The sequence below is a fragment of the Mesorhizobium sp. M7A.F.Ca.CA.002.15.2.1 genome, from assembly GCF_003998715.1.
Classification (GTDB): domain Bacteria; phylum Pseudomonadota; class Alphaproteobacteria; order Rhizobiales; family Rhizobiaceae; genus Mesorhizobium; species Mesorhizobium ciceri.
Genome location: NZ_RZPI01000002.1, coordinates 33,363 through 45,196 on the forward strand (window position 1 = coordinate 33,363; position 11,834 = coordinate 45,196).

At 60.9% G+C, this 11,834-nt stretch carries 9 protein-coding genes; 7 read left to right on the forward strand and 2 right to left on the reverse strand.

Annotated elements, in window-relative coordinates; genetic code table 11:
- Positions 1–121: 121 nt before the first annotated feature.
- Together ENZ74_RS00355 and ENZ74_RS00360 are read left to right on the forward strand one after the other, a co-directional pair.
- Positions 122–1,789 carry a peroxidase family protein gene (locus ENZ74_RS00355; RefSeq protein ID WP_063168713.1) on the forward strand — a complete coding sequence of 556 codons (1,668 nt, stop codon included), beginning with the start codon at positions 122–124 and terminating at the stop codon, positions 1,787–1,789.
- A 54-nt stretch (positions 1,790–1,843) separates the two neighbouring features.
- Positions 1,844–2,245 (forward strand): hypothetical protein, encoded by a 402-nt coding sequence (locus tag ENZ74_RS00360; RefSeq protein WP_013530422.1) that lies wholly within the window; start codon positions 1,844–1,846, stop codon positions 2,243–2,245.
- Positions 2,246–2,280: 35 nt separating this feature from the next.
- Here the strand turns inward: ENZ74_RS00360 and ENZ74_RS00365 are convergent, their stop codons facing one another.
- The gene (locus ENZ74_RS00365) at positions 2,281–4,191 is read right to left on the reverse strand and encodes a hypothetical protein (protein WP_063168714.1); all 1,911 of its coding nucleotides are present in this window, start codon (positions 4,189–4,191) and stop codon (positions 2,281–2,283) included.
- Between the two features lie 164 nt (positions 4,192–4,355).
- On the opposite strand from ENZ74_RS00365, the gene ENZ74_RS00370 reads away from it, so the two are divergent.
- Complete coding sequence (locus ENZ74_RS00370; protein WP_063168715.1) at positions 4,356–5,753, forward strand: YcaO-like family protein; 1,398 nt, start codon at positions 4,356–4,358, stop codon at positions 5,751–5,753.
- A 400-nt stretch (positions 5,754–6,153) separates the two neighbouring features.
- Here the strand turns inward: ENZ74_RS00370 and ENZ74_RS00375 are convergent, their stop codons facing one another.
- Positions 6,154–7,071, reverse strand: a complete 918-nt coding sequence (locus ENZ74_RS00375; RefSeq protein WP_013530419.1) for a LysR substrate-binding domain-containing protein — start codon at positions 7,069–7,071, stop codon at positions 6,154–6,156.
- A gap of 122 nt (positions 7,072–7,193) precedes the next feature.
- Here ENZ74_RS00375 and ENZ74_RS00380 point away from each other — a divergent pair, with 122 nt between their 5' ends.
- The 4 genes from ENZ74_RS00380 to ENZ74_RS00395 form a co-directional block, all read left to right on the forward strand.
- The gene (locus tag ENZ74_RS00380) at positions 7,194–8,234 is read left to right on the forward strand and encodes an aromatic ring-hydroxylating dioxygenase subunit alpha (protein ID WP_013530418.1); all 1,041 of its coding nucleotides are present in this window, start codon (positions 7,194–7,196) and stop codon (positions 8,232–8,234) included.
- Positions 8,231–9,358 (forward strand): 2Fe-2S iron-sulfur cluster-binding protein, encoded by a 1,128-nt coding sequence (locus ENZ74_RS00385; RefSeq protein ID WP_063168716.1) that lies wholly within the window; start codon positions 8,231–8,233, stop codon positions 9,356–9,358. Before ENZ74_RS00380 ends, ENZ74_RS00385 begins: the two co-directional genes overlap by 4 nt.
- Positions 9,359–9,400: 42 nt before the next feature.
- Positions 9,401–10,522, forward strand: a complete 1,122-nt coding sequence (locus ENZ74_RS00390) for an aminotransferase class I/II-fold pyridoxal phosphate-dependent enzyme (RefSeq protein ID WP_082826519.1) — start codon at positions 9,401–9,403, stop codon at positions 10,520–10,522.
- Positions 10,519–11,834, forward strand: a 1,316-nt coding sequence (locus tag ENZ74_RS00395; protein WP_164760934.1) for an FAD-binding oxidoreductase, incomplete at its 3' end; no start/stop codon positions are given. The genes ENZ74_RS00390 and ENZ74_RS00395, both read left to right, overlap by 4 nt.

The following is an 11,834-nucleotide window of genomic DNA, read 5'->3' on the forward strand; positions in this document are numbered from 1 at the left end:
CGCTCTGCTCTGGGGCCGCGCCATTCAGACCACCGACGGGCAAGTCTGTTTCTACTCCCGGATTCATGCCAAGCTACTCGCCTGGCCGCATTCATCCTTCTGGAAAACGAGGTCTACTTCGATGCTCCACGGCGAAACGTCCTCCTTCGAAGCCGCCAACATACCGAACCGGTCAAACCAGAATTCAGACGACGGCCTCAACGACAAGCCGACCTTGAGAGGCATCAGGCTCTTCCCGTCCCTGGCGGACATGCCGATCGCCTTGTTTGACGCAACCGAAGACGAGAGCGCCATCGACCGCACCAAGGCGGGCTTGCTGGACATCACGGCGGAAATGGTCGGCCCGACCGATGGACTTGAAGGCAGTGATCTCAGCCCTACACCAGCCGGCTTTACCTATTTCGGTCAATTCGTGTTCCATGACATCGTCTTCAGCCAAATATTCGGATTGCCCAAGCCGACAGGCAAAACCCATCATTTGAAGAACGCGTCCTCGCAAGGCCTTGACCTTTCGGGGCTCTATGGGCGGGGGCCAATCGTCGACGCCCATCTCTACGATGTTGCGGATGGGGCGGACCTGTCGGCTTGCCGCTTTCCGATCGGCTTGCCTTGCATGAAAGGCAGTATGCTTCCGGTCGACGGTAAGACCATGCAAGGCCGTGATTTGCCGCGCATCGACTTCTCGGGCAAGTTTATCAGTGTCGAGGGTCGGCGATCGCCTTATCGGCCCTTGGTGGCGGATCCGCGAAACGACGACAATCTTGTCCTGTCGCAACTGCTCTGCACACTCATGGGCATCCACAACAGGATCGTGGATCTGCTGCTTGGCATCGGCACCGACCCAGCAGAAGCTTACAAGCGTGCCAGGATCTATCTGACCTCGGTTTACCGCACTGTGATCATCAACGACTATCTGAGAAAAGTTCTGGCTCCGGAAATATGGGACCATTTTTTCGCCAGTGACGATTTTCTTGGCGCCGGAGTCTCGGCACTTGAGACTTTCAATGCGCTGCCTTTGGAATTCACCTTCGGTGCGTCGCGCTTTGCCCACGCCATGGTCCGGCAGTTCTATGTCGTGAACGACAGGTCGGTCGAAGAACCAGCCAATCTGCGCAAAATGCTGTCCTTTTCCAGCCTGCGCCCGGGTGGGGAGATTCCAATACCCGAGAACTGGATTGTCGACTGGAACCGGTTTGCCTCAGCCGACCCCCCGTCGAAAGCTCAAAGTGCCCGGCGCATAGGACCATTCCTGTCGAAAGAACTGACGATTGCCGGCCTGAGTGCGGAATTGAACGGCACAGTCCGGCCGGTTGCCTTCATGGATTGCTGGCGCTGTTACGACCTTGGTTTGCCATCCGGGCAGGACGTGGCCGGTGCGGTGAAGACCGCCCTGGGCGACAACAGTATCGATGTGCCGGTCCTGACGGGCAATGACATGCTTCCCACGGCCGCCTGCGCCAAACGTTACGTCTACAACGCCGGCCGACTTCGGGCCGCTTTGCAACGGTACCCGGAGTTCCTGAGGCAAACACCTCTCTCCTACTATATCATCCAGGAGGCGTCCGTTCTTGGTAATGACGGCAGCCATCTTGGCCCAGTTGGCTCCTATGTGGTGGCCGCCACGATCGCATCCGCACTGTTCAAGGCTGCCGATACGGATATCACCTCTCGCAGGCTCATTCCGGACGTAGAGCCAAAAACGCTGGCAGGACTGCTCGATCTCAATGATACTGCGAAGGTATCGGATGAAGTGCTTGGCGGCCTGCTCGGCAGTCAGGGTTTTCAATAGCGCTGATAACGGCAGCGCTACAGTGCTCAATCTGGTTTAGCGGGGAAAGTGGACATGGTGAAGTTCAAAGATGTGCAGTTCGAGGCGCTTGGCGAATTCATCCGAGACCTGATCAAGGATCCGGCCAAGCAAGCGATCTTCAGAAGTGGAGATCAGGAGGCGATGAAGGACCTGCTGCGTGGGTTCATGACGCCCAGGGACAAAACCTGGGAGGAGATCACCATCCAACCATACTTCGACCAAGACCTGATCGTGAACATCGCCTTTCCCTTCACCGGCGACGTCGAGCAAACGATCGCCACCATTGCGCCGGCGGATGGACCCGGTGAGGACTATACATTTCCCGATCACTACAATCTCGACCCGAACGCCGGCCCGCCCGATCAAATAAAGAAAAACCGTTTGAGCGCATATCATAAGCGCCTCGGCGACTACGTGATGTCACGCTGCAAGTGAAACCCGGCGCAATTGCGAGCAACGGTTCGGCCGTGTCAGCCCGACTGGGCTGCCAATTCGATGCCACGGGCCAGCTTCTCCTGATCGACTGGTAACCGGATCGGAAAAGCGGTCTTGAACCACTCCACGGCGACAGCGCGGTCAAGCCTACCCGGCCCTTGCCACGCCGCCGTTAGGTTGCGTAGAAAACGTCTGAACTCATCCCCGGCCTCGCGGTTGCGTTTCAGCAACGCAAGTGCCGCCGCCGACCAGCCGTGGATGTCGGCGAACAGTTGATCGCTCTTGACCGCAGCGGCCACGCACCCCTCCAGATCATTGGCGAGAAAGGCAATGGTCGCCTGGTAGCCATGATAGTGAGCGTCGGGCATGGGATTGAGGTCGAAACTGCGCTTCGAAAGCTCCGATGCCCGTTGATGATCACCCATGAAGGAGCTGGCCAGCGCGTAGGCGATCAACGTCGCGGGGTTCCCGGCATTTTGCTCATGTGCAAGGCTGAAGTGAAAATCGGCCAGCTCCCAGCGTCGCGCCAGAAGGTGGCTCCAGGCCAGATTTACCTGGTTGCGGTGGTCGAATGGGTCGAGCAGGACCGAACGCTTGGCCAGTTCGAATGCGCGCTTTAGATCCTGCTCGATCGACGATGCACCCGGAACGACGATCCAACGCGAGTTGAGCACCGCAGCGAGGCTGGAATAAGCGCAGGACAGATCGGGATCAAGCCGGATGGCTTCCTCGTAGCGGGCGATGGCAGCTTCTTCGGTGTCCTTTCGCCACATGATCGAAAGCCGCTGTCCGTCCAGCCAGCAATCATAGGCCGAGAAATGGTTCGGGGAAGCTTGCGATATGCGATGCAGCCTGGCACTGGACAAGGCAATCTGCAGGCGCGCGGAAAAGCGTGCGCAAACTTCATTGAAGGCCGAGCGCCAGGAAGACGGATCCGACGGAACGGTGAGAACGAAGGCTTCTCCTTCTTGCAGGAAATCATAGCAGGTAATTTGGAACACTGCTGGTCCATCCGTGTCGATCAGACGGATGAGGACGCCGATATCCACGTGTTCGCCTGCCGCCTGATGCATCTGATCCAGTGAGAATTCACCGGCTTGCAACTCCGTTGACACGGCTGTCCAATGCCTAAATCGGGAAATCGAAGCCAGAAGCTCTGTCGCCAAGGCAAATTGCAGGTGCTCGTTCTCTGCTTCGCGCCTGGCAATGATGATGGCGATTGTCGGCTTCCCTGGGATGCGGCTGTCGTGATCGCTTTGCGCAAGGTCGGGGTCAGCCGCCCGCTTTTCACCGTCGTTGCCCGGCTTGAGCGCCTCTAGAAGGTGGAGGATTTCTGCCGGTGGTCGCAGATCCATGTCCGCTTTGAGTTCGGCCGCGTAGCGGTCGAAGAACGCTAGGGCGCGGGCATAACCGCTTTCCTCACAGACCCTCCGAATGGTCTCCACCACGGCATCGTCGAAAAACGGATCAAGTTGCAGGATGCACGCAGCGATGGATTTGCGCTGTCTCGGGTCTGTCTCGGCCGCCAGCCAGGCTGCGAGCCGTGTCACCAGCCTGTCGGTTATCATCGTCGACTGCATTCTCAGCCAGTTGTCGAAGACAGGATCGCAATCGTCCAACCCGGCGCAAAGTCCATCCCTGGCTTTGGCCAGCAGGAGCAGCGCACCGTCATAATTGCGGTCGTCGAGCGCACGTTCAAGCTCATCGATGTCGGAACGGATTGCAGTCGGATCGATTCCCAGGACGAGCTTGTCGACCGCGAGGTAATTAAGCCTGGTCTCGCTTGCCAGGCGTCGGAGATCCTTTATGCACTGGCGCAGTGATCCGCGCGCATGCTCCTCGTCCTGCTCGCTCCAAAGCAATGCCGCCAGTCGCCCGCGCGTCTCGCGTGACCTGCCGCTCAGTAACAGATAGGCGAGAATCGCGCAGGCCTTCCGCTTGCCCAACGAGAACGTCTCCGAGCCCTTGCGAAGCTCGAAACCGCCGATTAGCCTAATCGCCAGACCGTCTGTGGAAATTGTCAACTCCGCCGGCTATCGTCTCGGTCGCCAACGGGCGCCACCGCTTACCCTACGTAAACAGCAGAAGCCAAGATATTGAAAGAGCCAACATGCTGTTGCGCGGGTCGCATTGGACAACGCTTGCTCTGCTGATGCATCACGGCCGGCCGATGACGGTGAACCAAGACGACCCGACCTGGGACCGCCAGTCGAGTGAAGATGATTTGGATGTTTTGGAGAATCTGGCTGCGACCCTTGTCGCTGCGCCCGAGAATGGGCTGCCCCTTTTGCACTTCGCGACACGGCACGACATTGGCGTTGAAGTGTTCGATGTTCCGGGTGGATTCCTGGCTATGTCCAACATTGCTCCATTCGAAGGGAATGAGAAACGATTCACGGCAAGTGGCAAAGGCTTTGATGCCGGCACGGCCGTGCTGTCTTGCCTCGGAGAGGCCGCGGAGATTTCCAGCTGGGCCTGCAGAGCCGAAGACGTCACGGCGTCAGCACGCATCGGCTCTCCAGGCGATGGAATGAGGATCGATGCGATTCAGGTATTGGGCTTTTCGCTGGAACAGATCCGACATCGCGATCGGCTCAACAGAATGTGGCGTGGCTGGGACAGTATCCCTTCAACGGATCATCTGAACAATCCCCAGCTATGGGCGTCCGTTCGCAGCTTCCATGACGATAGGGTCGCGCTTTGTCCGGCGTTTCTCTGCTATGGCCGCTTTGGTGACGTCGCATATGGCGATTGCAGCTTGAACGTCGACACCAATGGTTGCGCCGCTGGCACAACGCGGGCGGATGCAAGAACCCGCGCCTTGCTTGAACTCGTCGAACGAGACGCCACAGGGATATGGTGGCACCGAGGCTCCCTGAGAAAGCGGCTGGATATCGCGCGGCTTGATGACCAAGGCTTGGCGTCTCACATCCAGCAGCATCGCCAAGAAACGGGACGCAGGCTCTGGCTTCTCGATATCTCGTCCTTCCGCACGGCCATTGTGACGGCGGCGATCAGCTGCGAAGACAGTGGCGAGCATATGGCGGTGGGTTTCGGGTGCAGCTTCGATATGGTTGCTGCCGCCCGGTCCGCGTTTTTGGAATTGATACAATCCGAAGCTGCAATGCAGGCCCATGCCGAAAGGGCAGAACGGCCCCGTAATAAAACGATGAGCGATGACGATTGTCGGATGACCCGCTGGAAGCGTTTCGCTGACGTGCGCAACTTTCGTTTCGCCATCGGCAAGCCTGCCGACGGCCTGGAAAGCGCTGGCGAAAGCAACGTCACCGACCTGCTGAATGAAATCGGCGAAGTTTGTGGTTCGCAGGTCTGGTTCGCCGATCTTTCGCGATCCGAGATTGGTATCCCCGTTGCAAAGGCGATCTGCGAGGGATTATCCCATTTCAAAGCGCGCTGGGGCTGCCACCGAAACGCCGCACCTTCCATCGCAAGTGATTCGAGCAAAACAGCAGGCCGCCTCTCGCAGGCCAGAAAACTTTTGATCTAATTGTTACAGGCAATGACGACACGGGCACGTTGGAGACCCGTCGCCGGTTACAGGACGCTGATGAGGAAGCCGGCGTTACGATTGTGGGCGGGGCCAGGACTTCGTGTACGTCGGAATTTGCTCAAGCAGGGGCTCCGAGTTCGCCGGGATCTCGTACAGCAGGGAAGTTGAGTGAACCCCTGTTGACTTGAGGGCGCGAACGCTGCTGTTTTGGGTCGCAAAGCCGCCCGACGGCTAGCGGTGCAAGAAGGGCGAAAAAAGCGGACTTTTGTCGAGATATCTAGGGCAAACTGAAGCAATCCGTGGGACCGCACACCGCCGACCAATGTCTGGATCTCTTAAGACGCTGGTGCGCGCGAACTCGGCAGATGCAAACTTGTGTCTCCAGATCGGTGTTCGGCTATCCGGCTAAGGTTGCGCCCAGTCGCTTGGAAATCGAAACAATCCAGGCTCGCAGCTCAGGACCAAAAGGCTTCTCAAGAATGGCCCGATCCCAAGCCAAAAAATAAGGTTCCGGCAGCCTGATCCGCTTGTCGAACGGGGCGACGAGCCTGCCCGACGCGATATCGTCGGCAGCCATCGACAGTTGCGCCAGCACAAAGCCCCTTCCGTTGGCCGCCGCATCGATCGCCGCGCTCGACAGGGAAAAGGCCACTTCGCCGGATGTTCTGCGGTGCACCGCGCCGATGCTTGCGGCCCATTCCGCCCATGTCGGCGGCGAGCGGTGATCGCGGGCCCATTCGATGCTGAGAAGCGGCAGATCGAGAATATCGGCGGGCTTGCCGACCGGATGTTTCGCCAGCAGCGTCGGCGAGCAGGCCGGCACCACCCAGTCGGTGAACAGTTCGGTGTAGTGCTCGAAATCACGATATTTCGTGCCGTACGAAATACGGAAGTCAACTTGTTCGGCGCCCAGCCTTGGCTCCGTCTCGGCGCCCACCAGCCGCACGGTCGCGCCGGGGTGGTCGACCTGCCAATCCAGGAGCTGCGGGCCGATCCATTTGCTGGCCAACGACGGCAGGCAGGAGATGGTCAAAGTGTCCGCGGACCGGGCCTGTTCGATGAGATCCTGGGCGTCGCGAATGTGTTCGAAGCCGACGGCAACCGCTGCGTGGTAAACGCGGCCCAGCGCGGTGAGGGCGACACTCCTGCCGCGCCGTTCCAAAAGCCGCGCCTCCAGCGCGTCTTCGGCCTTGCGGATCTGCTGGCTGACCGCGCCGACGGAGACGCCGAGTTCGTTGGCGGCCGCCGTCACACTGCCACGCCTGCCGAAAGCCTCGAAGGCCTGTATCGCACGCAGTGGGGGCGTCTTCTTCACCTGGGCAACAATCCTGGGGTCAGCTTGATTTAGTTTTTCTAAAATAGAACACAGATGCAAGCCCTATGTCGTCCCAGGCCCGCAAGATATTCGTTTAGGCGTCACAAGCTCGGGAGGACGCCATGTTTCTTCGAAACTGCTGGTACGTTGCCGCATGGGACCATGAGGTCGCCGACAGGCTGGTGCCGACCCGGATACTTGGCGAGGACATTGTCCTCTACCGCCGGACCGATGGCGTGGTGGCGGCGCTCGAGGATGCCTGTCCCCACCGCAAGCTGCCGCTGTCCATGGGCCGCATCAAGGGCGACACTGTCGAATGCGGCTATCACGGGCTGACCTTCGACAGCACCGGAACCTGTACGCGCGTGCCCGGTGCTGAAAAGATACCGCATGTGGCATGCGTTCGTTCCTATCCGATCGCCGAACGTTACGGGCTGCTGTGGATATGGATGGGCGAAGCGGCAAAGGCCGACCCCGCGCTGATTTTCGCGGTCGACCACTGGGGCGATCCGGCATGGGGCGTCAATCGCGGCGAGTCCATGGCGCTCGATTGCAACTACCTCTACATGACCGACAACCTGCTCGACCCCTCGCATGTGTCTTGGGTCCACCAGTCCTCCTTCGGCGGCGTTCAGGCGATGGAGGATGCGCCACTCGAAACCACCGTAGGCGCGGACGGCGTGACCGTGTGGCGCTGGGTGGTCGATGCCGCGCCGGCGCCCTTCTATGCGCCTTTCCTCAAATTCTCAGGCAATTGCGACCGCAAGCAGCACTACGAAGTGCGCTACCCCTCCAACGCCATCATCAAGGCGATCTTCGTGCCGGCCCGCACCGGCGGCGAGGGCAAGCCGCTGCACGAGGACGTGTTCCTCATGGACAGCTACAACTTCATGACGCCGGTCGATGAGAACCAGACGAAATATTACTGGTTCCAGATGCGCAATTTCGCCCCCGACGATTTGGAGGTTTCCCGCCAGTTCGCCACCTCTGTGCGCGGCGCCTTCGACGAGGACCGCACCGTGCTCAATGCCGTGCACAAGGGCATGGCAAACAAGCGCACGCCCAATCTCGATCTGAAGATAGATGTCGGACCGCTGCGCTTTCGCCGGAACCTGGCCAAGCTGATCGCCAGCGAGAGCCAGCAATTGGCAGCTGCCGAATGAATGCATTCACCGCTCGCGACACCATCGCAAGAAGCGGATTTCGCGACCTGAAATTGGTCGCGAAGGTGCGCGAAAGCGCCCTCATCACTTCATTCCATCTCGAGCCGGTCGATCCACAGGACTGGCGCGACTTCCAGCCGGGCCAGTTCCTGGTGTTCCGGATTCCGGTAGCGCGGGAGGCCGCCGGCGAAAGGGGATATGTGCTGCGCAACTACAGTATCTCCTGTTCCCCAGACAGCGCTTCCTATCGGATCAGTGTGAAGCGTGAGGCAGCACCCGGGCCGGGGCTTCCCGATGGGATAAGCTCGTGCTTCCTGCATGACCGTATCGACGTCGGTGATGTGCTTCAGGCGGAAGGGCCGCGCGGCGATTTCGTGCTCGACAAGGCCAGCAACCGTCCAGTCGTGCTGCTCAGCGGCGGCGTCGGGCTGACGCCGATGGTGTCGATGCTGCATGCGTTGGCTTCGTTGCCGGACCGCCGTGCCGTCTTCATTCACGCCTGCGACAACGGCGATGTGCATGCCTTGCGCGATGAGGTGACCGACCTGGTCTCGACCCGTCCCGGCCTGACCGCACACTTCTGCTACCGGCTCCCGTCCGAGCGCGACAAGGCCGAGCAGCGCTTTCATAGCGAAGGCATGATTTCGCGGGACGTGCTGCAGCGTTTGCTGCCGATCGATGACTATGATTTCTACCTCTGTGGCCCGCCGCCGTTCATGCAGGCGATCTACGTCATGCTGCGCGAGCTTGGCGCGCCAAGGTATCGCATTGCCTACGAATTCTTCGGCCCGGCGACGGTGCTTGAGCCCGATGCAGTGCGAGTTCCCGCGGTTCCAGCGCAGCCGGCAAGGATCGAGCCGGCCGGGGAAGCGACAACCGTGGAATTTCGGAAGTCGGGCCTGACGGCCGTCTGGGATGGCTCGGCCGTATCGTTGCTCGACTTCGCCGAGAACCAAGGTCTGTTGCCGGAATTCAGCTGCCGGGCCGGCATCTGCGGCACATGCAAGTCGCGGCTGATCTCGGGCGACATCGCCTATTTCGAGGAACCGCTGGACGAGCTTGGAAGCAGCGAAGTGCTGTTGTGCTGCTCCAAGCCGCGCGGATCAGTCGTCCTCGATATTTGACAAGATTGCCGCGCGTGGGCGCGGGGAAACGGAAGTCGGGATTTGGAACAGTCGGTCAAACCAGCGTCGAGCCTGCCGCTCAATCCGCATATCGCCGCCTTGCCGCCCTACAATGCCGGCATGAACATCGCGATGGCGCGGGCGCTGAGTGGCCGCAACGATGTCGCCCGGCTGGCCAGCAACGAGAACCCGGATGGGTGTTCTCCCGCCGTCATGGCCGCATTGGCCTCCTCATCCTTCGAGCCATGGCGCTATGCCGATCCGGCCTGCACGGCGCTGCGGGCGGCGCTTGGCGAAAAACTGGCGATCGATCCTGGCATGATCGTTGCCGGCAATGGTTCCGAGGAGATGATCGCCGCCATCTCGCGCGCCGTCCTGGTGCCGGGCGCCTCGGTCGTCACCACGGTGCCGAGCTTCGGGCTGCATGAGATAGAGCCGCTGGCTGCCGGTGCCGATGTCGTCAAGATTGCGATGAAACCCGAGATGGGGTTCGATCTTGCCGCGCTCGAAGCGGCGATCGCCGTTGGGCCACGGATCGTTTTCATATCCTCGCCGTGGAATCCGGTCGGGCCGGGTCTCGACCACGCTGGCCTGCGACGGCTGATCGGCGCCGTGCGACCCGGCACGCTTCTTGTCCTGGACGAGGCCTATTTCGAATTCGCCGATCCCGGCGCGCCCGACGGCATCGAGGTCCTGCGCAACAGCAGCATCGACCATGTCGTGCTGCGCACATTTTCGAAGGCTTATGGCCTGGCGGGGCTGCGCGTTGGCTATGCCGTTTGTTCGGGCTTCGAACTGGCAAGAGTGATCGCGGCCGCCAAGACGCCGTTCAACGTCAATGCGGCAGCACAGGTCGCCGCTATTGCGGCACTGGCCGACGAAAGCTGGATGAAGGCGTCGGCGGGCCGCGTCAGAGCCGAGCGCGTGCGCACCGCCGCCGCACTTACGGGCCTTGGTTTCCGGGTTGCCCAGTCGCAGACAAACTTCCTGTTCTTCGACTGCAAGGGCGACAGCTCCAGCGTTGCCGCCGGTCTCCTGAAGCAGGGGATCATCGTCAAGGCGTGGCGCGAAGCCGGCTACGAGCACTATCTGCGCGCCACCATCGGCTTGCCGGCCGACAACGACCGGCTGATCACGGCGCTTCAGGGATTGGCTGGGCGATGAGCGGCCACGCGTCTCCCAGGCAAACGAACTGGATCGAGCAAGCGGTGCCGTTGTCGGTTGTCGACGCGATCCGCCATGTCGTTGGCGCCTCGAATGTGCGGATCGGTGATGATGCCGGGGCGATCGACCTTGGTTCGAACGGGACGGATTGCGCCGCCGGCATCGTCGTTGCGCCTTCATCGACCGGCGAGGTCGCCGCGGTGGTGCGCATCTGCAGTCAAAATGAGATTCCGATCGTGCCGCAGGGCGGGCGGACCGGCCTGGTCGGCGGAAGTGTCTCGCGGCCGGGCGAGATCGTTCTTTCCCTGGCACGCATGAACCGGATCGAGCGGCTCGATCCCGTCGAGCGCGTGGCGATCGTCGGTGCCGGTGTTACGCTCGAAGCTTTGCAGTCTGCCGCATTTGAGCACCGCCTGGAGCCCGGTATCGATCTTGCCGCGCGCGGTTCGGCGACGATCGGCGGCATGGTTTCCACGAATGCGGGTGGCGTGATGGCCTTTCGCAACGGGGTCATGCGCCACCGCGTCCTTGGCCTGGAGGCCGTGCTGGCCGATGGATCGGTCTATTCCGATCTGACGCGGGTGGTGAAGAATTCCGCCGGCTACGATCTGAAGCATCTCTTCATCGGTGCGGAGGGCACGCTTGGCATCGTGACCCGCGTGGTCGTCAAGCTCGACCCTTCGCCCCGAGCCACCGCCACCGCGCTTTTCGGGCTGCCGTCTGTCGAAGCGGCGCTGCAAGTCATTCGTCTGGCGCTTGAATCGGATGCGGGACATTTGCGCGCGGCGGAGGCGATGTGGACCTCGTATTTCAGCCTGGCCGCAGCCGCGCATGAATGGTCCGAACCGAGCGTGCCGCTCGACCAGCCGCTGTTCCTGCTGCTGTCGCTTGGCGGCGCGCGCGAAGAGGCGCTGCGCGAAGATTTCGAGCGGATCTATTCGGAAGTGATGGAGCGCTATCCTGAAGCCACCGGCATCATTGCCGGCTCGCGGCGGCAAGAGGAAGACCTGTGGCGGTTGCGCGAGGACACCGGCGTGCTCTATCGCGCCCATCCCCAAGCGCCTTCCTTCGACGTGTCGGTGCCTCTGTCGGAAATTCCGGCCTATCTCGACAGAATCCTGCCCCGGCTCGCAGCGATCGAACCGGGTCTGGCGCCCTATGTCTTCGGTCACCTGGCCGATGGAAACCTGCATATCATCCTCAACCGTCAGGGTCCGCTGGCGCCTGACGTAGCGGAGGCTGCCGAGAGCGTCCTGTACCAACAACTGCGGGAGATTGGCGGTTCTTTTTCCGCCGAGCACGGTGTTGGGTC

Excerpts from the sequence above, each read along its gene's own strand:
- ENZ74_RS00380 (WP_013530418.1), top strand. The coding sequence starts at position 7,194 with ATGTTTCTTCGAAACTGCTGGTACGTTGCCGCATGGGACCATGAGGTC.
- ENZ74_RS00385 (WP_063168716.1), top strand. The coding sequence starts at position 8,231 with ATGAATGCATTCACCGCTCGCGACACCATCGCAAGAAGCGGATTTCGC.
- ENZ74_RS00360 (WP_013530422.1), top strand. The coding sequence starts at position 1,844 with ATGGTGAAGTTCAAAGATGTGCAGTTCGAGGCGCTTGGCGAATTCATC.
- ENZ74_RS00355 (WP_063168713.1), top strand. The coding sequence starts at position 122 with ATGCTCCACGGCGAAACGTCCTCCTTCGAAGCCGCCAACATACCGAAC.
- ENZ74_RS00370 (WP_063168715.1), top strand. The coding sequence starts at position 4,356 with ATGCTGTTGCGCGGGTCGCATTGGACAACGCTTGCTCTGCTGATGCAT.